The sequence below is a fragment of the Pseudomonas sp. NFPP12 genome, assembly GCF_900103205.1.
In the GTDB taxonomy this organism is placed as follows: Bacteria; Pseudomonadota; Gammaproteobacteria; order Pseudomonadales; family Pseudomonadaceae; genus Aquipseudomonas; species Aquipseudomonas protegens.
The window spans coordinates 926,297-946,658 of the sequence record NZ_FMWW01000001.1; the positions used below are offsets into that span (position 1 = coordinate 926,297).

Sequence of the window (20,362 nt, forward strand, 5' to 3'; positions counted from 1 at the left end):
TGAAAAGGAAGGGCTCAGAGCTGTTGTTCCAGCTCGTTCTTCTTGACCTTGCCGGTGGCGGTCATGGGCAGGCTGGCCACCAGGCGGATCTGCGGCACCTTGTAGGCGGCCATCACCTCCAGGCACCAGGCTGCCAGGGCATGCGGGTCCTGGGGCGCATCGGGCTTGAGCACAACGAAGGCCACCGGCTGCTGGCCCCGACGTTCATCGGCGCGGCCGATCACTGCGCTGGCCAGCACCTGCGGGTGCTGGCCGAACAGCGCCTCCAGCTCGCTGGGAAACACGCTCATGCCATTGACCTTGAGCATTTCCTTGCGCCGGCCCAGGTAGCGGATAAACCCTTGTCCGGTGATCTGCCCCAGGTCACCGGTGTGCAGCCAGCCGTCGCGCAGGGCCGCCGCGGACGCCTCCGGGCGCTGCCAGTAACCCTGCAGCAGGGAAGGGCTGCGCACGCACAACTCGCCCTCGGAGCCCAGGGGCAGCAGGGCGCCGCTGTCGAAGTCGCAGACCTTGAACTCGGTGCCCGGCACCGGCAGGCCGACGAAGGTTGGCGCGCTTTTGAGGTCGAAGTCGTCGGTCTGCAGGCCGGCGGTAAAGGTGTCGCAGGTGTGGGTTTCGGTCATGCCGAAGCTGAACTCGAACAGGGTGCAGCCGGTTTGCGCGCGCCAGCGCTGGCGATAGTCCGGGGTGAGCTTCTTGACGAAGGAGATGCAGCCGGTGGCCTTCAGGGAGCTCAGGTCGTAGTCGGCGACGCTTGGGTGCTCCAGCACTTCGGCGGCGCTGTCCACCAGCAGCCCGCAATGGCTGACCCGGTAGTGCGCCACCGCCGCCATGAAACCCAGGGCGTCCCAGCGCGCCAGCAGCACCAGGCGGCAGCCGGCGTAGATGGGAAACAGCAGGCCGGCGTTTTCCCCGGCGATCCAGAACTCGGGAAGGAAATTGAGCAGCACGCTGTCCTGCCTCAGGCCCAAGGCCACCGGCACGAAGCTGGCGCAGGTGTAGAGCATGTCGCCGTGGCTATGAATGCAGCCCTTGGGCATGCCGGTGGTGCCACCGGTGTAGTTCAGTGCGGCCATATCGCCCAGGGCAGGACGGTGGGCCGGGGTGGCGGCGCGACAGGCCTCCAGGGCGGGGAAAAAGTCGATCACCCCCGGGGCCAGGCGCTTGGGCGCCCGCAGCAGGTCCGGCAGGGGAATGCTCGGGGTGGCCGGGCACAACTCGCTGAGGCTGGTGGCCAGGATCGCGCTCAACTCGCAGGCGTCGCTGACCGCCTGCACCACATCCAGCAGTTGGTCGAAGCACAGGATCACCCGGGCGCCGCTGTCCTTGAGCTGATACTCCAGCTCCAGGGTGCGCGCCAGGGGGCTGACCGGCGCGTACACGGCGCCGCACTTGAGAATGCCCCAGAAGCCGATATGCAATTGCGGGCAGTTGGGCAGGTACACCGCCACCCGGTCCCCGGGGCCGATTCCCTGCTCGCCGAGCAAGGCGGCGCACCGGTCGGACAGCCGGTCCAGCTCGGCAAAGCTCAACTGATAGCCATAGAAGTCCAGGGCCACGGCACTGGCTTGCGACTGCGCCCAGGCCCGCAGGTATTCGGTAAGGGGCTGCTGGCCCAGGGGGTACTGCGGGGTACGCGGCGCGCCTTCGGGCCAGGCGGCCTGCTGCAGGGCGTGAAGGTGCTGCTGATAGGCCGCAAGGTCCATGGTGCCTCCTGAATTGTTGTTATCGGCACGACCATCTTAGGCAGCGCCCGGGGCACCACAGAACCGACGGTTATTCATCGAGATTCATGAATGCGCTACATGGTTCTGCCGGCGCCGGCCCGCTGCTAGCCTGCTACGGGTCGAGACTGCGAGGGCACAACCATGAACTCACCGCATGAATGGTCAGGGCTGAGCCGCCTGGACCTGAACCTGTTCCGGGTCTTCGAGGTGGTGTACCAGGAGCGCAACCTGACCCGCGCCGCCTCGGTGCTGCACCTCAGCCAGTCGGCCATCAGCCACGCCCTGGCGCGCCTGCGCGCCCAGCTGGACGACCCGCTGTTCGTCCGCGAAGGCTATGGCGTGGCCCCCACGCCGCTGGCCAAGCAACTGGCCCCGGGGATCCAGGACGCCCTCAGCGGTCTGCGCCGCAGCCTCAACCCGGCCCAGGCCTTCGACCCGTTGCGGGACCGCCGGCGTTTCACCCTGAACATGCCGGAGCAACTGGAACCGGTGATCCTGCCCTTGATCCTGGCGCACCTGAACCGTGTTGCCCCGCACCTGGAAGTGCGCAGCACCAGCGTGCACTGGGCCGACCTGAAGCTGGAGATGATTGCCGGGCGCATTGACCTGGCCATCGAACTGTCGCGGCTCACCGACCCGCAACTGCAACAGCAACTGCTGCTGCAGGATTCCTTCTGCGTGATGGCCGGCCCCGGCTTCAGCGGCGAACTGACGGTGGAACGCTACCTGGCGGCCGAGCATGTGGCGGTGACCTCCAGGCGCCGGGGCATCTGCGTCGAAGACCTGGCCCTGGGGCACCTGGGGGTGGTACGGCGCATCCGCCAGCACTGCCAGCACTTTCTCACCGCCGCGCAATTGGTGGCCCAGGGCGATGGCCTGCTGACCCTGACCCGCAACAATGCGCAGTTGATCAACGCCGGGCTGGGCAACCGGATTCTCGACATGCCCCTGACCCTGCCCGAGGTCTGCCTCAACCTGTACTGGAGCAAGCAAGTGCAGAACGAGTCGGCCAACCGCTGGCTGCGCGGGCAGTTGCTGGAGCTGGCAGGGCGCAGTTGAACGGTTTGACGCCCGGCCCAAGCGCCGTTGTGCTGCAATTTGCGGCCACATACGCACAAGGAAACCTGTGGATGCACGAGTCCGCCCGTCATATCGTCGATCTGTACCAGCGTCATGCTCGGGCCTGGGACCAGCGTCGCAGGGCCAACCCCGAGGCCTTCGAGGGAGAGCAGGCATGGCTGGAGCGCTTTCGCCGGGTCATGGCGCAGGGCGGCCAGGTGCTGGACCTGGGTTGCGGAGGTGGCGAGCCGATTGCGCGCAACCTGGTCGAACACCAATGTGCAGTCACCGGCGTCGACAGCTCTGCCACCTTGCTGGACCATTGCCGCCAGCGCTTTGCCGGGCAGCAATGGATCCACGCTGACATGCGCAGCCTCGCCCTGGACCAGGATTTTGCCGGCATCCTTGCCTGGAACAGCCTGTTCCACCTGAGCCCGGACGATCAGCGCGCCATGTTCGCCGTTTTCGAACGCCACGCCGGCCCGGGCTGCGCCCTGATGTTCACCAGCGGCCCCGAGGCAGGGGAGGCCATCGGCGAATTCGAGGGCGAAGCCCTGTACCACGCCAGCCTCTCCCCGGGGGAATACTGCACCTTGCTCGACACCCATGGTTTCGAGGTGGTGCAGCACATCAGCGAAGACCCGGACTGCTGCGGGTTCACCGTTTGGCTGGCGCGGGCGATTGACTGGGGATGAAAAAAAACCGGCCCAAGGGCCGGTTTTTCTTCACGCTGCTGTCAGTGCTTCATCATGCTGTGGTCCGGCGCATTCAGCGCTCGGGCTTGGGCTTGGACCTTGATGGTTTCCTTCTCGCCCTTGGCGTTTTCCACGGTCAGGGTCAGGGGCACTATGTCGCCGGCCTTGATCTGGCCGGTGAGCTCCATGAGCATCACGTGGTAGCCGTGGGTGTCCAGGCTGACTTTCTGTCCGGCCGGCAGGGCCACGGCGTCCACTTGCTGCATGCTCATCACGTCGTTGTGCATGCTCGACTGGTGGATCTGCACGTTCTTGGCCACTGGCGATTGCACCTCAACCAGCTTGCTGTCGCTGCTGGCGGTGAGGTCCATGAAGGCGCCGCTGGCGTGCTGGCCGGCTACGGTGGCGCGGACCCAGGCGTTGTCCACTTGGGTCGCGGCGCTGGCGGTGCCGCCCAGGCCCAGCAGGGAAACCAGCAGCAGGGCAGCTTTGAGACGGGATGGGCGCTGTAGGGAATGCATTAACAAACCTCCATGACGGTGAGCAGGTCTTCCGCGCACTCTTGGGCGGTAAGGGACTGGGAAAGCCCCAGGCGTAAGGTGCCCCGGGAGTCGAAGACGAAACTGGTGGCGGTGTGGGACAGGGTGTAGGTCGAGCCGCTGGGGATCTTTTCGTAGAACACGCCGAATTCCTTGGCGGTGGCAGCGGTCTGCTCCAGGGTGCCGTACAGCGCCTCGAAGCTGGGGTCGAAGGACTTGACGTAGGCGTCCAGCACTTCGGGGGTGTCGCGCTCCGGGTCCAGGGTGATGAACACCACTTGCAGGCGGTCGCCATCACGACCCATCAGCTTCTTGGCCTGGGCCGCGCGGGCCAGGGTGGTGGGGCACACGGCCGGGCACTGGGTGAAGCCGAAGAAAATCATCGGCATCAGGCCGCGGTAGCTGGACAGCGACTTGGTTTCGCCCTGGGAATCGGTGAGTTTGAAGGTGCGGCCAAGAATCTGATTACTCAGGTCCTTGCCGTATTTGAAGGACAGTCGGGGACTGTTGTCGCAACCGGCGAGCAGGCCCAGGCCAAGCACTCCGGCGCTGGTGAGCAGGGTGCGGCGAGTCAGCAGAACACTCATGAAATAACGCCCTTTGAACAGCCAGACAGGCAAAAACCCGCGCATGGTAACAAACAGACGAAAGCGGCGGCGGGCTAATTAGACCAATGCCTGCGGCCATCGGTCGCAGGTCGGGAAGGGCCGGGGCGTGGCGGCTCAGCTTTCCAGGGCGGCCATCTGCACCAGGGCGCGCACGGCGCTGCGGGTGGCCTGGGTCAGGGGTTGGGGCAGGCGGTCGAGCTCGAACCAGGCCACATCGCTGTGCTTGTGCGGCTCGCAATTGCGCGCCGGCATGGCCGGGGCCGAGGCCAGGTACACCGGTGATACCCAGTGCTCCTGGCGCAGCGGGTCGATCTGGTCGACCACGCACAACAGGCCCACGCCTTGCAGGGTCAGCCCAAGTTCTTCGTGGATTTCCCGGCGCATGGCCTGTTCCACCGGTTCCAGCCAGTCGACCTTGCCTCCGGGCAGGCCCCAGCAACCGGCTTCCGGGTCGCGCAGGCGCTTGACCAGCAGCAGCTGGCCGTCCCGGACAATCGCGACACCGCACCCCAGGCGTGGCTGTTGTTGCATGGCAGGTCCTCCTTGCACTGTTTCGGCGGGGCAGATACCGGGCAATGCCCGGCAGGCCCGTTCACCGTTGCGACAATATCGGCAGCGGCGCTTTCGGCAGATTATTGCTTTGTTGTTTATTTGTAATGACAGTTGGAAGTCACTGCCCGGGGCGTGGATCAGTGACGCCACACAGTGGCGCCGATCACCAGCAGCGCCAGCAGGGTCAGCACCACCCCGGTGCCCCGTTCCAGCCAGGGCAGGGCCCGGGCAAAGCGCTCGCGCACCCGGCGGTTGCCAATGGCCAGGGCCACCAGCACGTCCCACAACAGCACGGCGCTGAACATCCACAAGCCATAGACCAGCTTCCAGCCGGCACTGGTCTGGGCCCCCACCAGGGACGCCAGGCTGACATAGAACAGAGCGTTCTTGGGGTTGAGGATGCCAGAGAGAAAGCCCATGCCCAGGCCACGCCACCAGGTGGCCCGGCCCAGCGGCCGGGCTTCGCCGTTGCCGTCTACCGCGGCCAGTGAACTGGCGCCGGCATGGCGGATAAACAGCCAACCCATATAAAGCAGGTAGCCGCACCCGGCCAACTGGATCGCCAGGAACAGCGGGCTGCCTGCCCGAAACACCGAGACCCCGGCAAACGCCAGGACGATAAAGGCACCATTGGCCAGGGCGATGCCCAGGCAGGCGCCGGTGGCCGATCGCCACCCCGCGGCCATGGACATGCGTGCCACCAGGAAGAAATCCGGGCCGGGGGAGAGCAGGGCGAGAAAGTGCGCGGCGGCGACCAGCAGGAACTGTTGAATCATGGGTAGAGCCTTCCAGTGACGTGAAAGCCTGGAAGTCTGCGGCGCCGAGAGAGCCGGGGTATTGAAGAAAATTGCGCGGCCTCAGGCCTTGTACAGGCCCGGGGTTACGCCGACATGAGCCTTGAACACTCGCTGAAAATGCGCCTGATCGGCAAAGCCCAGGCGCTGGGCCAGGGCTGCCGACGCTTCCCCGGCCTGCAGCGAAGCGCGGGCCTGGATGATCCGCTGGTTCAACTGGTAGGCATGGGGCGTCATCCCGGTGGCCGCGCGAAAGGCGCGGATCAACTGGTAGCGGCTGATTCCCGCCAGTTCCGCCAAGTGCTCCAGAGGCCCGGCCTGCTGCGGATCACACTGGAGGAAATCCACGACCCGGCGCACGCCTGCGCTGGCCCGGGCCGGATCGGCCGCCAGGGCAATCACCGGTTGCTCCCGGGTGGCCAAGGCGCCGATGAACTCGATCAGCGCGGCCTCCTTGTGCTGCCAGCTGGTGCTGGAAAACAACAACTGGTTGAGCCGGCAAAAAGCCTGGTAGAGGCCACTGTCGTGGCTCAGCACGACCTGGGAAAGCGCCGGCCCATGCTGCTGCGCTTCTTCGCGCACAGCGTCCACCCAGCGCGGGTCCAGGTGCAGCATCTGGTAGCTCCAGGCGCTGTCGGGCAGGGGGTTGCAGGCATGGGCGCAATCGGCCGGGACAAACACCACGCTGCCAGCCTGGATCCGGGTCGGGCCCTGGGCGCCGCCGCTGAACACACTGACGCCCCGGTCCACGGCGCCGATGGACACCGTCGGATGGCTGTGGGCCTTGTAGTTGGCGCGGCTGTCACAGGCCCGGCGGCTTTCGACGTAGGGCAGGTTCGGGTCGCGCCAGAATTGGGCGGTGGAGGACATGGTGCGGATCCGCGAAAGGGCTGTAGAGACCGCGGCGACGCGGTGGGCGGGTTAGCCTAACAGGCCCCCTGGCAGGCTTGCCACAGGGTTGAAGGCCGATGGGAAGCCTTGACCGATCGGAGATTGCCAGCTATTTGATTCAAAAAAATATTTCAATGCTGTTTTTGAATTTCGCCCAGGGCGGAGGACTTTCCTTGGCGCCTTGGCCGCTCCCGTGAAATGCAACCGACCTGAAGCTTGGCTGGAAAGGGACGTCCTGCCGTTTTCATGACCTCTCGATCATGGCCATTACCCCGGCGAAACACTTCGCCCTATGCGTGAGGAACAACAATGAAAAGCTTGAATAGCCTGATGATCGCAAGTGCGCTTGTCATAGGGTTGTGCTCCACGACCCTGGTGGCCGCTGCACCACACTTTTCACCCCAGGGCCCGTTCTACGGCAACAATGGCACCCTCTCGATAAAACTGCCGTCGTCGTTTCAGGCACAGGTCACCTGTGGCATCAGCCTGAGCGGTTCGATCAACACTCAGGATGAAGCCAAGATCCACAGTGTGTTCATCAGCGGTAGCGGAATCTGCAAGTCCTTGCAGGCAAAGAACCTGCCCTGGACCTTGAAACCGGAAAACGTGTTTTCCTTGAAGCTGGAGGGCGTCAGCTTTGTCGTCTCCAATTTCGTGCCTGCCAGCAATTGCGGGGCCAATGACATATTCGTGACCTGGAACGGTCCCTTTCAAAAGTTGAGTGCCTTCAACCAGACCCTCACTGGCAATTGCACACTGGCCACGCTGGATATCACCCTGCAGCCGCCACTGACCCTGGTCCCGTAGCTCCCTCGCGATACCCCGAGCTCCCGGGCCTTGTGGCCTCGGGCGCTCGGGGCACATTGCCTCGGCAGCGTAGAAACCGCTCAGGCACCTTGAAACTTGAAGGCGGGGGTGACCTTGAAGTCGCCGGAATAGGTGATGGACTGGCCCTTGCCCAAGTCGAGCTTCTTCACCTGGCCCGTAGTGCTTGCGAAGTCGATCTTCTTCAGGTCGACCCAAAAGGTATTGGGGGTCAGTGCCGACTCGAAAAAGTACAGCTTGCGTTGATGGTCCACTACAGTGCGTCAGCGAGTGGAGGAAATATTCGGTTCACCCGGGGTGGAGATGCCGTAAGGCACAGAGACATTTCTGATCACGCTGAATACGCTGGCCAGGGAGACCTGTGGGCTCTCGTCCTTGGGAAAGGAGGCCCGGGCGAAGCGATCCGCGGCGCGGTTGGTGCCCGGCAACATGACGGTGCCGCCAATGGATTTCCAGTAGGCATTGAGGGCCAGCTGTTCATCAAAGGTCGGGGAGTTGGCTCCCACCTCACCATTGCGCTGCATGCCCTGCGGGAAGATCCACAGATGGGTCGCCACATCGGTTTTCCAGTCCATGGAACGGGCGGTGATCACGCTCTGGTTGCTCCCCAGGTGGGTCAGCCGGGTGCAGGTCTAGGCGAGGGGCAGGGACAGGATGATACTGCTGAGGGCCAGGACTAAGGCCCTAGGCACGACTTTCCTGGGCAGTGGCAATACCTTCATTACCTTCATGGTGCTGATTCCTGTTTTATTCGGCCGAGAAGGCGCGGGTCTCTGAATTCATACCAGTCTTTTTCCTTGTCAAGAAAGCCCGGAGTGACCTGAAAATCGCCATAACCTCACTTTTAGCACTGCCTATACTGGATTGCGCAGCCGTTTCACCGCAGGACACAGATAAGCAGGAGCGTTTATGACTTTCAGCGAAATAGCCTATGAGCAGTCCGGGCCCGTGGTGATCATCCGCTTCAATCGTCCCGAGCAGCGCAACTGCATCGGCCCGGTCACCCACCGCGAGCTGATCGAGGCCTGGACGCGTTTTCGCGAGGATGACAACGCACTGGTGGCAATCATCACCGGCACCGGCGACCGAGCCTTCTGCGCCGGCGGCGATCTCAAGGCGGCCGGGCAACTGGTGCCCAGCAGCGCCGAGGAAATGGCAGCCCACGACCGTGGCGAACGCCCGGGCATCATCGGCCCCAGCCGCTGGACCGAGATCTACAAGCCGATCATTGCCGCGGTCAACGGCGTGGCCTATGCCGGTGGCCTGGAGTGGGCCTGTTTTGCCGACATCCGCATCGCTGAAGAACACGCCTCGTTCGGCGTTACCTGCCGGCGCTGGAACATCGGCCTGGCGGATGGCGGCACCCAGCGCCTGCCACGGATCATCGGCATGGGCCGGGCCATGGAACTGATTCTCACGGGCAAGGTGATCGACGCCCAGGAGGCGTACCGCATCGGCCTGGTCAACGAAATAGTGCCCAGTGGGCGCTCCCTGAAACGGGCACTGGAGCTGGCCCATGTCCTGGCCGGCCTGCCGCAACCGGCGATGCGTTCGGACAAGGAAGCGGCCGTGCGCGGCTATGGCTTGCCATTGGCGGAGGGCTTGAAGATCGAAGCGCAGTGCTTCAACCGCTCGATCCATCAACCGGAAACCCAGGAAGGGTTGCGGCGGTTCATCGAGCGCGATCATCCGGATCGGGCCAGCCAGCAGTCGCCCGGGACGCCAGGTATTGTCAGGAACTAACCCCCAGGGCGTTGCGGCCTGCACCCGATGCGGTGCAGACGGCAGGGCTCAGCCTGCTTTCTTGCAGATCATCTCTTCAGCCCCATGGCCCCAAGTGACAGCGGCCTCGCCCTGATGCTCCCGGAAGCTCTCGTTCTGCCCTAGGTAACGTGAGCCGCTGGCAGAGCTGGTCTCCAGCATCAGCGATTGCCGGCCTTTATATAAGGCGGTGAGGGAGGGCGGTTCGGTCTGGAAGAAGGTGACACTGATACGGCCATTGCTCGCGCAATCGAACATGACCGGAGCGGAGGAGGTGACCAGCCCATAACCCGTCTGCAGTTCGACGATGCGCCGACGATAGCTATCAGTCACGCAGGCTTGCTGATCATCGATCTTCCAGCACTCGTCGCGGCCCTTGATCCAGCCACGCTGTTCGGCCTTGAGCACATTGCCGCGCTTGCCGGCATTCTTCAGGGCGTCGCGATAAATAGTGGCCAACTTGCGGTCCAGTGCCGCGAGACCAGGGTTCTGGCAGATCAGTGCGGTTATCGACCCGGTCATCTTCTCACTGCAGTTGAATGAAGGACCTTGTTCGGCCGTTGCCAGAGAAGTGGCCAGCAGGGCCGAAAAAGCGACACTGCTCACCATTGTTCGAAGGGGAAAGCTCATGGGTAACTCCTGATATCCAATATAACTAAACTAAATATTCATTTAGTTTAGTTATTTATAAGCGTCATATTGTAAGGGCAGGGTAGCTCATCCCGCGAGCCATATCTCGACACCCGGCAGCACTCGGCAAGACCCGCGGCGAGGTGTATTTGATAAAGGGCAGATCGAAGCTATCCTCACCAGGGGCAGCAATATCGATTATTTAAACTGCATATTGAACAACTAGGCAGGAGCCAAGAAACATGACAGGGGAAGATCCGGTCAAGGCAATAGAAAACAACGCAACACTCATGGGGCTGAAGGATTGTCCTTCCGTGCCCATTCAAATGAGCTGCGCTGTCTACGGGAAGGTACAAAATGATGTTGGAAACGATGTCATTACAAATAACGGAAGCATGAAGTACCAAATCGATCAGGCTCTTTTATTTCGCGGCCTGCACTCGGAGACAGCTGTTTGGCACTTTAGTACGGGACCAGTGGTTCATCATTTTGTCGTGATCCCTTGGTACAGGCAGTCAGCCCCTCAAGGGACCGTGTATACGGTATTTATGGCCTACGAAGGAAAGTACCTGCTGGTTAATTATGTAAAACATAACAGCCCGGCCCCTGGTGAGGTTAAAGGCTACAAGACAGCCTGGACGGAAAACGACTTGAGAACCATGCTCTCTGACTTACTCACCAAGAGTAATGCCTGGGAAGAATACTTCGGCAATGTCGGACCGGCCCAGGCGAATATAATCCACTACTACAAATACAAAACAACAACACTAGACTCTGCAGTTTCCAACGTGAATCGATACAGAGAGCTCTGTCGGTAGATTCCTTGGCCGTCCCGGCAATTACCCAAAGCCCACCTTCAATAGTTCGATATGCAGGTGGGCCACAGTCAGCAACCACCTGAGTTTGAAATTCTCCCGCTCGAACTTTGACAGGCGTTACGAATTTCGAAAGACACACACCACGTGTTCGTCCGCAGTCGGAATTCGTGGGTGTCATGCAACTGGAAGTTTTTCGGCCCAGGGCCGGTGAAGTCCTGGGTTGGCTACAAGGAGCAAAGAAGTCAGGATTCGTTTGTCCAGGATGTCATTGCGAAGGCCCAGACGCGAGCGACAGCAGAGTGATCGAAGCCTGGCTTCAGAAGCTGTCCCTGAGGGTAGGAAGCGTTGCAGTTGAGCCTGGGTAATTCTTGGGTAACGTGACCCACATGAATATGTCATATCTACGCATAATGTATATTATGTTAAATAGAATAACTCCAAGGCTCACAGAACCTGAGATCAGCTATCAGGCTTGGATCACGCATCCGGGCGCTTTCGACGCTTTGAATTGGCGTACCCGAGCTGGTCATTTCCAGTTTTCGAAACCACTCACTGCTCAGATCCACCGATGGCTCGCTCTGCACCTATTAGGCTTCGACCAAGCCCATGGACCTGACGCAGCGAGCAATCGCATAGCTCCCACCCCATCATTGGAGTGCTTCACCATCGAATCGGATTGGCTGACGAACCCTGTACTCTCATGAAGTCCTGGGTACAGCAAAGACCCTTACAATTTCTTCAGCGCAAGCTGCGTCATAAGATCTGCTTTCATAAAAATCAAAAGCAGTTTCTGCCCCACAGTTGGAAAAATGTTTTTTCACTTCCTTCATCTCCTTCGACGCAAGCCCTTTATCATGTTCTCGTACTTTTTCCAAAAAACTGACTGAAGCTGGCTTTGCGTAAATAAAAATATTGGGTATGTGAACACCTTGCTGCTCCAGCCCTTCAAAGTCTGTAAAAGTCACGGCAAAAAAAACATCTTTACCTGTTGAAACCTCCAAGACTCTTAAAGTATTTAAAACAAACAAAGCGAGCCCTGTCAGAAAATCAGACACCCCGTCGCTGCTCATTTCATCCATCAGGTGCTTTAAGCGACCATACCTTGATACAAGCGGAATCTCTTCAAAGCTTTCATAGCTCTCGAAGAACACGTCCATATCATTGTACGGTTCTTTACTGATTACCTTGTTATAGAGATCTGTAAGCTTCATTTCCAGGGGATACTCCATCCGTCGCAGGATGTTCGGGTGGAACGTCAGGAAGTTCAATCAACGAGGGTACGTTCTGGCTAGAACCACTTTCACTGGGATCGCCTAGCCCTCAAGCTCATAAACCTCGATATCACGACCAACAACATATAGATCCCCTTCTTGGCGCACTTGATCAATAGATACTGGATCAGCATCCAAAGCGTAATTTCCATCAATGTCGACACACCAATACTCGTCAAACTTCAACAACCGAACCCCCGAGCAAATTGAATTGAATTGATGGCCGCTAACTTTCGCACTCAGCTCTTCGACGCCACGGACAACCACTTTGACTTTCTTCCAAACATTTCCGTCAATACGGTGATCTCTGGCATGAAATACAACCTGTGCTGCGAGTCGTTCGCCTGGCGCATAATCAAACTCAAACGACAATAGCAAGCCATCTTCAAAACGGTGAAAAGCTTGTAATACCTCACTTATTTTTTCTGCAGTTTCTGACATTTTCATTTACCTGGTGATTTCTGGCCGTGACTTTCAAGTTGGTTTTTTTTCAAGAGGATAGAGTTTGAAACGCCTCATGCATCGCGTCGCCATGTCCCCCTGGACCACTCACCCCGTCACCGCCTGATAAACAACCCGATGCGCCTCGGTGGGCAGTGGCACTTCCCACTTGAACAGCATGCGGCGGATATCATCGTTGCGCAGCGAGGTGTCGCGCTGCTGGTTGCGCCGCATGATCTCGCCCTCGGGGCGCTCCAGGTAGAGAATTTCCACCTGCGCGCCGTAGCCGTAGAGCAAGTCCAAGGTGCGGTTGCGCATCTGCGCCGACAGGTGCGTCGAGTTCCACACAAAGGGTTTGTGCTCTCGCAGCAAGGCCTTGGCCCGGTCGATGGCGTAATGCGCAGCGGCGCCTTCATTCTGGCCATGGCGCAGGCCCAGGGCCTGGCGGGCGTCGTCGAACGACACCACCGGCAGCTCCGGGTGATGCTGTGCGGTCCAGGTGTCCTTGCCGCTGGCCGGCAGGCCCGAGAGCATCACCACCGACGAACCCTGCGGCGCGTGCAACGGGTAGTCGGGATGTACCCGGGCGCCACGCAGGTACTGAATGCGTGTGTAGTCGTCGGCAAAGGCCCGCGGCCCGTACAGGCAGCCCTCCTCCTGCGCCAGTTCGCGCCACAGTTCGATGGCGTCCAGTACATCGGCCTTGCCGGCGTAGTTGCGGCCCTGCATATCGGCCTCGGCGACGGCACAGAGCATCCACAGCGGCAGTTCCCAGGACAGTTTGTGCAACAGGAGCTCAGGGCTGCGGCCGCTGCGATCACCCTGCAGGGCGAAAAACGGCACCTGGTGCACGGCGATGATGCGGCAGATCTGCTCGCGCAGCTCGAACGGCACACCGGCGCGCCACAACAGCAGCCGCGCATCCACCGCCCCCCGGCGTGAATGACCGGGCTGGCCGATACGCCCGGTATCCTTGTCGATCACCGTGGTGTCGGGCTTGGCGATGTCGTGCAACAGGGCCGCGAAGAACAGCACAAAGCGCTGCTCGGCGCTGGCCTGCTGGTAGGCGGGTTGCGCCAGTAATGCTTCGACCACCAGGCAGGTATGAATCCATACATCGCCCTCGGCGTGGTAGATCGGGTCCTGCGGTGTGTCGGCCAGGCGCGCCAGGGCCGGAATGGCCGACAGGCAGGCGGCGGTGTCCATATCGCGCCCCGGCTCGGGGACCAGTTGGCGCAGTTGTTGAATATCCATTTCGGGATGCTCCTTCAGTAGCCGTGGCGTGGGCCCTGCCAGTCCATGGACAGGCGCGGGGCATAGAGGTCGACACCGGCGGCCAGTTGATTGGGGATAAAGGGTTGGCTGGCATGGTGCTGGTCGGCATCGAGGATGGCCTGGACGAAGTCCTGGCGTACCCACTTGAGCCGGCCGAGGGTCTGCTGCTCGTCCTCAAGCTTCAGGTACAGGCCCTCCATGCGGCTGGAGCGGTCGCACTGGCGCCAGGCACGGGCCAGGTCGAGGCCTTCGCGGTGCACCACCTGCTCGAACACCTGGCGCCAGCGCTCGGTCTTGGCCAGCGAATCGCTCACCAGCGCCAGCAGATCGGCATGCCGGCGCGGTGCCGGGCCTTCGTACAGCACAGGCACCGACAGCACCGGCCCACCTTCTAGCAGGCGCCGGCGCGCCGCGGTGGAGAGGAACAGCCCTGTGGCGCGGTCCCACACATCGAACTCGCAGAAGTAATGTGGCAAGTGGTCGTAGAACACCGAGTGCTTCTTGTGCAGCCACTCGCCATACAGCACGAAGCGATCTTCCAGGCGTTCCAGCAACCAGTGCTCATGGGCCGAGGCCCACTGCTTGAACAGATTGAACTGGCGCTCGCGCCCACCGCCGGTGAGGTAGTGACCGCGAGATTGCAGGAGCAACTCGCCGCCTGCGCCAAAGCTGATGCCCGCGTTGGCACCATCGAGTTTTTCTTCCACCACCAGCCACTGTCCGGCCAGGGCGCCATAGCGCACCTGGCCAGTGTCAGTGTCGCCATCTTGCAGGCGCGAGCCTTGCAGGTGGGGCGTACGGGGGTATTTGAGCAGTTCCAGGTTGTGCGCGGTGGCACGAATATCCGTGTGCATGGGTTTGTCCTCGAAAACAGAGAAAAACCAACGACAGGATCAGGCAGGCATGGCAATGAAGCGCCGCCGTGCATAGGCACGGGCAGCCATCAGGCAGGATGGACCGTCGTCGGTATCAGGCGTGTTGGCTGGCGTAGGGCACTGGCTTCACCACTTGGAGAAAAGGTTGCAGAGGCTTTAGGGCGCGCATTCAACAGCAGATGGCGGCGTCAGGTCAAGCCCCGAGAGGACAAAACCCCAGCGCCCCTGCTTGCGCGAAACACCCGAGCTTTTGTCATGAAAAAAACCGCCTGGGGCTCATAGGGTGCAGCCAGTCATAACCCGATAAGGAATCGATCATGAAACGTTCAAGCGTGCTGATGGCTGCAGTCATTGGCCTGGCACTTGCACCTTTGGCCCAGGCCTCGTCCATGGCTGACAGCGAAGAGAAAGCCCAGTTGCGCAAACTCTTCTGCGAGTCGAAGGGCGGCGCCGATATCACTGCGCTGGGTGAATTGAAGAAGTCCGACGACGTCGGCGCCGTGGTGGTGTGCAAGCTCCCGCCCTCGCCCACCACCGTGGTGGAAAACCAGGCGGCATCAAGCCTTGCCGCGCTGCCATTGACGCCTGTCACGGCAACGCTTGCGCCACCGTCGGGGGTCTACAAGCTCGCCCCGGGAGCCAGCAGCGTCAACACTTCATGCTCGGCCAACCTGGCCATCGCCAAATGGGCGGGTTTTCCCAATACCAGCAACGGCAACGCCACCTTGAACTGTCGTGGATACAATGCCGGCGCAGCAGGCGGTACGCTGGGTTGCAAGATCGAATGGACCGGGCCGACCCAGGTCGCCATCGGGGTCACTCCTTATGGCGGCCAGGTCGCGGTGAACTTCAATTGCCAGGCCCTGTACTTCGGTTCCGTCGGCACGGTGATGGATTTCAGCTACGCCGACCCGACGTATCCGCGCATCCGCTATGGCTCGGTCCAGGCCACCAGCAGCATGACCATCACCCAGTGATGCCGTGCCAGCCTGGCTGAGCTTCGATCAAGCGCCGGCAGGGCTGCTCCCTGCCGGTCACCCTCCTCTGCTTCATTGCTTGCCGCGCATGCTGTTGCGCCATATGCGGTAGGTCCTGATCCCCGAACGCACCGAACCGAACAGCAACTGGCTGTCCATTTCCCGGGTCATCCCCGAACGTTCCAGCATCGCCAGGAAAGTACCGCGGGCACGGGCGATAGCGAAGTAGATGCCCTGGGCGGCCAGGGTCTCGCGGATTTCCCGCAGCACCGCGATGCCGCTGACATCGATATCGGTCACCGCCTCGGCATCGAACAGCACCACCTCGGGTTGGCTCTCGCGCTGCACGGTGTCCAGCAGGCGCATCTTGAAGTAGTCGGCGTTGAAGAACAGGATCGCGTCGTCGAAGCGATACACCACCAGGCCGGGCACTGTGCGGGCTTGCGGGTACTGGCGGATGTCCACCTGGCCTTCGATGCCCGGCATCCAGCCCAGCACCGCGTCGGTGGGTTGGTAGATGCTGTACAGCAGGCGCAGGATGGCCAGGGTCACGGCGAACATGATGCCCGGCAGCACGCCCAGCCCCAGCACACTGACGGTGGTCAGCAGGCACAGCCAGAACTCGAAGCGGCTGAGTCGGTAGATTTGCTTCAGGGACTTGACGTCGAGCAAGCCCCAGCCCGCCATCAACAGCACCGCGCCCAGGGCCGGCTGCGGAATCCACGCCATGGGCGCGGTGAAAAACAGCAGAATCAGCGCAATCGCCAGGGCGGCGATGATGCCCACCAGTTGGCTCTTGCCTCCGGCCATGTCATTGACCGCGGTACGCGAATCCGCACCGCTGATGGCAAAGCCCTGGGAGGCACCGGCGGCCAGGTTGCTCAGGCCCAGGGCGATGAATTCATGGTTGGCGTTGATCGCGTAGCCATGGCGCGCGGCGAAGCTGCGGGCTGTGAGCATGGCGCTGCAGAAACTCACGGTAGCGATGCCCAGCGCGTCGCGCAGCAGGCTCTTGCTTTCCTCCAGGGTGGTCTTGGGCCAGGACAACTCCGGCATCCCGGCCGGCACATGACCGAGGATCGCCACTCCGAGGCGGTCGAAGCCCAATAGCCCGGCCAGCAAGGTGAACAGCGCCACCGTCAGCAGCGCCGCAGGTACGCGCGGATAGCGTCGCGGCAGCCAGATCAAAAGGCCCAGGCTGGCCAGGCCGACGGCCAGGGTCAGGCCATGGATCTCCCCCAGGCGCTGGAGAAAGTCCGCCAGCCCCAGGATGAAGCCGTCGCCTTCGATCTTGAAGCCCACCACCTTGCCCATTTGCCCGGCGATCAGGCTCAGACCGATGCCGTTTAGGTAGCCGATGAGGATCGGCCGCGAGAAGAAGCTGGCGATAAAACCCGCCCGGGCGATCCCGGCGGCAATCAGCATCAGGCCCACCAGCACGGTGACGATCATCGACAATTCGACGGTACGCTGCAGGTCGCCCATGGCCAAAGGCGCCACGGCCCCGCCGAGCATGGCGCAAGTGGCGGCATCGGGGCCGACCATCAGTTGCCGCGAGCTGCCGATCAAGGCATAGACGATCATCGGCAGCACACAGGCGTAAAGCCCATACTGCGGTGGCAGGCCGACAATCTGCGCATAGGCGATGGCGATCGGGATCTGGATAGCCGCCACGGACAAGCCGGCCCGCAGGTCGGCGCGCAACCATTCGCGGCGGTAGTGCAGCAAGTTGGACAGGCCAGATAGACAGCGGGATAACGACATGCCGGGTCCTTTCGAAATATTCCGTTTTATTCTTTGGCTGCGCGCTTGTCTGGCAAGGCGACGCGGGGCGTTATTCAAGCGAATCGGGCAACTTAGCGCCATGAGCTGGAGCAGCTTTTGCTTCGATTCACCCAGGTGCTTGGCCATGGGCAACCCGCTGAGGCGCAGGTGGTGGTGAGCTTGGGCCGCTATGGATGAACAACCCCTCCCATTCATGGGCCGCCAAGCCAGCTATAACGGCGCGTTGCCTTGATGACGCGCCACCTCCCGGTGCATGTCGTTGCGCTCGTAGCCGGGCAGCAAATGACCGTCGGTCACCTACCGTGAAACGGCTCGGTGTTCGCTCCATTGGTCGGAGAGTTTCTTGACTAGGATTAAACCGCGCTAAGACTTTAACCGGAATTGTTAGAGGTGATGCCCAAGTGGCTCTGGACAGAAGGTTAATCCGCAGGAGCCGGATTGACTCGTACGTTCGCTTTGACTGAGTGCCTATGAGGCCGATATGGAGATCATCTCTGTGGTGGATGTACCGCGATGGATGGACACGATTTCCCCTGACCCCGCGAGACGGACGACTGACGCCCGAACACGAGCCAGAGGAAGTCGTTTATGGCAATAACGCAAAACAACCGTTTGGTGCAGGTCGACAGTCCCCTCGGCGGCGATGTCCTGTTGCTGCAGAGCATGGAAGGCAACGAAGAGCTGGGGCGATTGTTCCACTACGAATTGGACCTCACCTCCGAAAACCGAGCGATCACATTCGACCAGTTGCTGGGCAAGCCCATGGGCCTGACCCTGGAGCTGCACGACGGCAGCAAACGCTATTTCCACGGCATTGTCTGCAGCTGCCGGCAAGTGAACGGCCACGGTCAGTTCGCCGGCTACCGCGTCAGCCTACGGCCCTGGTTATGGCTGCTCACGCGCACTTCGGACTGCCGGATTTTCCAGAACAAAACGGTGCCGGAGATCATCAAGCAGGTGTTCCGCGACCTCGGTTTCTCCGATTTCGAAGACAGCCTGAGCGGCAACTACCGCGAGTGGGAATATTGCGTGCAGTACCGCGAAACCAGCTTTGACTTCGTCAGCCGGTTGATGGAGCACGAAGGCATCTATTACTACTTTCGCCATGAGCAGGCGCGTCATGTACTGGTGTTTGCCGACGCCTATGGCGCCCACTCCACGGTGGCCGACTATGACTCGGTGCCCTTCTACCCGCCCGATCGGCAAATGCGCGAGCGCGACCATTTCTACGATTGGCAACTGGAGCGGGAAGTCCAACCCGGTTCTCTGGAGCTAAACGACTACGACTTCAAGCGCCCCCGCGCCAGACTGGAGGTGCGCTCCAGTGTGTCGCGTAGTCACAGCAACGGCGACCACCCGCTCTACGACTACCCCGGTGAATACGTACAGAGCAACGATGGCGAGCACTACGCGCGTACCCGCATCGAAGCCATTCATAGCCAGTTCGAACGCGTGCAGCTGCGCGGCCGCGCCCGCGGGCTGGGCTGCGGCCATTTGTTCAAGCTGACCGGCTACGAGCGCGAGGACCAGAACCGCGAATACCTGGTGGTGTTCGCACGCTATCAGATCCGCCAGGAACTCTATGAAAATGCACAGCTGGACCTGTCCGAGCAGTTCACCAGCGAGCTGGACTGCATGGATGCCAGCCAGGCCTTCCGCCCTCTTCCCCTGACCCCCATGCCCATTGTTCGCGGGCCGCAGACCGCCGTGGTGGTCGGCCCCGATGGCGAGGAGATCTGGACCGACCAGTATGGCCGGGTCAAAGTGCATTTCTACTGGGACCGCCACGACCAGTCCAATGCCAATAGCTCCTGCTGGATGCGCGTGTCCCAGGCCTGGGCCGGCAAGAACTGGGGGGCGGTGCAGATCCCGCGGATCGGTCAGGAAGTGATCGTCAGTTTCATCGAAGGCAACCCGGATCGGCCGATCATCACTGGCCGCGTCTACAACGCCGAACAGACCGTGCCCTACACGCTACCGGCCAATGCCACTCAGAGCGGGGTGAAAAGCCGTTCGAGCAAGGACGGCTCACCGGCCAACTTCAATGAAATCCGCATGGAGGACAAGAAAGGTGCAGAGCAACTGTTTATCCATGCCGAGAAGAACCAGGACATCGAGGTCGAGAACGACGAGACCCACTGGGTCGGCCACGACCGCAGCAAGACCATCGATAACGACGAGACTGTGCATGTCAGACACGACCGCACCGAAACCGTCGATCACAACGAGACCATCACCATCGGCGTCAACCGCACCGAAAGCGTGGGCAACAACGAGGACATCAGCATTGGCGTCAACCGTACCGAAAGCGTCGGCAGTAACGAGACGATCAGCATAGGCCTCAACCGCACCATCAGCGTGGGCGCCAGCGAAACCGCGACCGTGGCCCTGCAACGCACCCATGCGGTAGGTATCAACGAGACGATCGCCATCGGCGCCGCGCAGGAAGTTGTCATCGGCGCCTTTCAAACGGTGAATGTCGGGGCCTACCAAAACGTCAACGTGGGCCTCTACCAGTCGACCAATGTGGGCACCAACCGCTCGGTGGACGTCGGAGCCAATCTTTCAACGACGGTAAAAGACAACGAATCGCGCCAGGTCGGCGCGGGACGCACGACCGATATCGGCAAGGACGATGAGCTGACGGTGGGCAAGAACCTTGTCATCGATGCCGGTGACTCGGTGACCATCATGACCGGCAAAGCCAGCATCGTCATGAAGAAGGACGGCACCATCAGCATCAGCGGCAAGGACATCACCATAGACGGCTCTGGCGTGATCAACATCAAGGCCAACAAGAACGTGGTGATCAAGGGACGCAAGATCCTGCAAAACTAGG

At 61.2% G+C, this 20,362-nt stretch carries 19 protein-coding genes and 1 pseudogene; 7 read left to right on the forward strand and 13 right to left on the reverse strand.

What is annotated here, in order from left to right:
- Positions 1-14 precede the first annotated feature (14 nt).
- Positions 15-1,706, reverse strand: coding sequence for an AMP-binding protein (locus BLS75_RS04035; RefSeq protein ID WP_072450319.1), 1,692 nt, complete (start codon positions 1,704-1,706; stop codon positions 15-17).
- Between the two features lie 162 nt (positions 1,707-1,868).
- Here BLS75_RS04035 and BLS75_RS04040 point away from each other — a divergent pair, with 162 nt between their 5' ends.
- Both BLS75_RS04040 and BLS75_RS04045 read left to right on the forward strand, forming a co-directional pair.
- Positions 1,869-2,786, forward strand: coding sequence for a LysR family transcriptional regulator (locus BLS75_RS04040; protein WP_011061315.1), 918 nt, complete (start codon positions 1,869-1,871; stop codon positions 2,784-2,786).
- A gap of 71 nt (positions 2,787-2,857) precedes the next feature.
- Positions 2,858-3,481 carry a class I SAM-dependent methyltransferase gene (locus BLS75_RS04045; protein WP_072450320.1) on the forward strand — a complete coding sequence of 208 codons (624 nt, stop codon included), beginning with the start codon at positions 2,858-2,860 and terminating at the stop codon, positions 3,479-3,481.
- 41 nt (positions 3,482-3,522) lie between these two features.
- Here BLS75_RS04045 and BLS75_RS04050 read toward each other — a convergent pair whose 3' ends face one another.
- The 5 genes from BLS75_RS04050 to BLS75_RS04070 all read right to left on the reverse strand — a co-directional run bounded on the left by BLS75_RS04050 (position 3,523) and on the right by BLS75_RS04070 (position 6,844).
- On the reverse strand, positions 3,523-4,002 hold the full coding sequence (locus BLS75_RS04050; RefSeq protein ID WP_072450321.1) for a copper chaperone PCu(A)C: 480 nt from the start codon (positions 4,000-4,002) through the stop codon (positions 3,523-3,525).
- Entirely contained in the window at positions 4,002-4,607 is a 606-nt protein-coding gene (locus tag BLS75_RS04055; protein ID WP_011061312.1) for an SCO family protein, read from the reverse strand. Before BLS75_RS04055 ends, BLS75_RS04050 begins: the two co-directional genes overlap by 1 nt.
- Positions 4,608-4,742: 135 nt before the next feature.
- A complete protein-coding gene (locus BLS75_RS04060; protein ID WP_072450322.1) occupies positions 4,743-5,159 on the reverse strand; it encodes an NUDIX hydrolase in 417 nt (138 codons plus the stop codon).
- Between the two features lie 158 nt (positions 5,160-5,317).
- Complete coding sequence (locus tag BLS75_RS04065; protein WP_176876730.1) at positions 5,318-5,953, reverse strand: LysE family translocator; 636 nt, start codon at positions 5,951-5,953, stop codon at positions 5,318-5,320.
- 84 nt (positions 5,954-6,037) lie between these two features.
- Entirely contained in the window at positions 6,038-6,844 is an 807-nt protein-coding gene (locus tag BLS75_RS04070) for an AraC family transcriptional regulator (protein ID WP_072450323.1), read from the reverse strand.
- 330 nt (positions 6,845-7,174) lie between these two features.
- Between BLS75_RS04070 and praB the strand changes: the two genes are divergently transcribed.
- Positions 7,175-7,672 (forward strand): alkane oxidation protein activator PraB, encoded by a 498-nt coding sequence (gene praB, locus BLS75_RS04075; protein ID WP_072450324.1) that lies wholly within the window; start codon positions 7,175-7,177, stop codon positions 7,670-7,672.
- 80 nt (positions 7,673-7,752) lie between these two features.
- On the opposite strand, the pseudogene BLS75_RS04080 reads toward praB, so the two are convergent.
- A pseudogene (locus BLS75_RS04080) lies at positions 7,753-8,412 on the reverse strand (linear amide C-N hydrolase).
- A gap of 187 nt (positions 8,413-8,599) precedes the next feature.
- On the opposite strand from BLS75_RS04080, the gene BLS75_RS04085 reads away from it, so the two are divergent.
- Positions 8,600-9,433 carry an enoyl-CoA hydratase/isomerase family protein gene (locus BLS75_RS04085; RefSeq protein WP_072450325.1) on the forward strand — a complete coding sequence of 278 codons (834 nt, stop codon included), beginning with the start codon at positions 8,600-8,602 and terminating at the stop codon, positions 9,431-9,433.
- A gap of 48 nt (positions 9,434-9,481) precedes the next feature.
- Here BLS75_RS04085 and BLS75_RS04090 read toward each other — a convergent pair whose 3' ends face one another.
- Entirely contained in the window at positions 9,482-10,081 is a 600-nt protein-coding gene (locus BLS75_RS04090; RefSeq protein ID WP_072450326.1) for an MliC family protein, read from the reverse strand.
- A 242-nt stretch (positions 10,082-10,323) separates the two neighbouring features.
- On the opposite strand from BLS75_RS04090, the gene BLS75_RS04095 reads away from it, so the two are divergent.
- The gene (locus BLS75_RS04095; RefSeq protein ID WP_072450327.1) at positions 10,324-10,899 is read left to right on the forward strand and encodes a hypothetical protein; all 576 of its coding nucleotides are present in this window, start codon (positions 10,324-10,326) and stop codon (positions 10,897-10,899) included.
- A gap of 698 nt (positions 10,900-11,597) precedes the next feature.
- On the opposite strand, the gene BLS75_RS04100 is transcribed toward BLS75_RS04095, so the two are convergent.
- The 4 genes from BLS75_RS04100 to BLS75_RS04110 form a co-directional block, all read right to left on the reverse strand.
- Positions 11,598-12,110: an Imm15 family immunity protein gene (locus tag BLS75_RS04100; protein ID WP_239690637.1), complete on the reverse strand. Its 513-nt coding sequence runs from the start codon at positions 12,108-12,110 to the stop codon at positions 11,598-11,600.
- A 102-nt stretch (positions 12,111-12,212) separates the two neighbouring features.
- Positions 12,213-12,611, reverse strand: a complete 399-nt coding sequence (locus tag BLS75_RS32340) for a hypothetical protein (protein WP_176876691.1) — start codon at positions 12,609-12,611, stop codon at positions 12,213-12,215.
- A gap of 108 nt (positions 12,612-12,719) precedes the next feature.
- A complete protein-coding gene (locus BLS75_RS04105) occupies positions 12,720-13,865 on the reverse strand; it encodes an AAA family ATPase (protein WP_072450329.1) in 1,146 nt (381 codons plus the stop codon).
- 14 nt (positions 13,866-13,879) lie between these two features.
- Positions 13,880-14,740 carry an RNA ligase family protein gene (locus tag BLS75_RS04110; protein ID WP_072450331.1) on the reverse strand — a complete coding sequence of 287 codons (861 nt, stop codon included), beginning with the start codon at positions 14,738-14,740 and terminating at the stop codon, positions 13,880-13,882.
- A gap of 338 nt (positions 14,741-15,078) precedes the next feature.
- Here BLS75_RS04110 and BLS75_RS04115 point away from each other — a divergent pair, with 338 nt between their 5' ends.
- The gene (locus tag BLS75_RS04115) at positions 15,079-15,738 is read left to right on the forward strand and encodes a hypothetical protein (RefSeq protein WP_011061294.1); all 660 of its coding nucleotides are present in this window, start codon (positions 15,079-15,081) and stop codon (positions 15,736-15,738) included.
- Between the two features lie 72 nt (positions 15,739-15,810).
- On the opposite strand, the gene BLS75_RS04120 is transcribed toward BLS75_RS04115, so the two are convergent.
- Complete coding sequence (locus BLS75_RS04120) at positions 15,811-17,502, reverse strand: SulP family inorganic anion transporter (protein WP_011061293.1); 1,692 nt, start codon at positions 17,500-17,502, stop codon at positions 15,811-15,813.
- Between the two features lie 609 nt (positions 17,503-18,111).
- Here BLS75_RS04120 and tssI point away from each other — a divergent pair.
- The gene (tssI, locus tag BLS75_RS04125) at positions 18,112-20,361 is read left to right on the forward strand and encodes a type VI secretion system Vgr family protein (protein WP_072450333.1); all 2,250 of its coding nucleotides are present in this window, start codon (positions 18,112-18,114) and stop codon (positions 20,359-20,361) included.
- The last annotated feature ends 1 nt before the right edge of the window (position 20,362 follow it).

Excerpts from the sequence above, each read along its gene's own strand:
- BLS75_RS04035 (WP_072450319.1), bottom strand. The coding sequence starts at position 1,706 with ATGGACCTTGCGGCCTATCAGCAGCACCTTCACGCCCTGCAGCAGGCC.
- BLS75_RS04040 (WP_011061315.1), top strand. The coding sequence starts at position 1,869 with ATGAACTCACCGCATGAATGGTCAGGGCTGAGCCGCCTGGACCTGAAC.
- BLS75_RS04045 (WP_072450320.1), top strand. The coding sequence starts at position 2,858 with ATGCACGAGTCCGCCCGTCATATCGTCGATCTGTACCAGCGTCATGCT.
- BLS75_RS04050 (WP_072450321.1), bottom strand. The coding sequence starts at position 4,002 with ATGCATTCCCTACAGCGCCCATCCCGTCTCAAAGCTGCCCTGCTGCTG.
- BLS75_RS04055 (WP_011061312.1), bottom strand. The coding sequence starts at position 4,607 with ATGAGTGTTCTGCTGACTCGCCGCACCCTGCTCACCAGCGCCGGAGTG.
- BLS75_RS04060 (WP_072450322.1), bottom strand. The coding sequence starts at position 5,159 with ATGCAACAACAGCCACGCCTGGGGTGCGGTGTCGCGATTGTCCGGGAC.
- BLS75_RS04070 (WP_072450323.1), bottom strand. The coding sequence starts at position 6,844 with ATGTCCTCCACCGCCCAATTCTGGCGCGACCCGAACCTGCCCTACGTC.
- praB (WP_072450324.1), top strand. The coding sequence starts at position 7,175 with ATGAAAAGCTTGAATAGCCTGATGATCGCAAGTGCGCTTGTCATAGGG.
- BLS75_RS04085 (WP_072450325.1), top strand. The coding sequence starts at position 8,600 with ATGACTTTCAGCGAAATAGCCTATGAGCAGTCCGGGCCCGTGGTGATC.
- BLS75_RS04090 (WP_072450326.1), bottom strand. The coding sequence starts at position 10,081 with ATGAGCTTTCCCCTTCGAACAATGGTGAGCAGTGTCGCTTTTTCGGCC.
- BLS75_RS04095 (WP_072450327.1), top strand. The coding sequence starts at position 10,324 with ATGACAGGGGAAGATCCGGTCAAGGCAATAGAAAACAACGCAACACTC.
- BLS75_RS04100 (WP_239690637.1), bottom strand. The coding sequence starts at position 12,110 with ATGAAGCTTACAGATCTCTATAACAAGGTAATCAGTAAAGAACCGTAC.
- BLS75_RS32340 (WP_176876691.1), bottom strand. The coding sequence starts at position 12,611 with ATGTCAGAAACTGCAGAAAAAATAAGTGAGGTATTACAAGCTTTTCAC.
- BLS75_RS04105 (WP_072450329.1), bottom strand. The coding sequence starts at position 13,865 with ATGGATATTCAACAACTGCGCCAACTGGTCCCCGAGCCGGGGCGCGAT.
- BLS75_RS04110 (WP_072450331.1), bottom strand. The coding sequence starts at position 14,740 with ATGCACACGGATATTCGTGCCACCGCGCACAACCTGGAACTGCTCAAA.
- BLS75_RS04115 (WP_011061294.1), top strand. The coding sequence starts at position 15,079 with ATGAAACGTTCAAGCGTGCTGATGGCTGCAGTCATTGGCCTGGCACTT.
- BLS75_RS04120 (WP_011061293.1), bottom strand. The coding sequence starts at position 17,502 with ATGTCGTTATCCCGCTGTCTATCTGGCCTGTCCAACTTGCTGCACTAC.
- tssI (WP_072450333.1), top strand. The coding sequence starts at position 18,112 with ATGGCAATAACGCAAAACAACCGTTTGGTGCAGGTCGACAGTCCCCTC.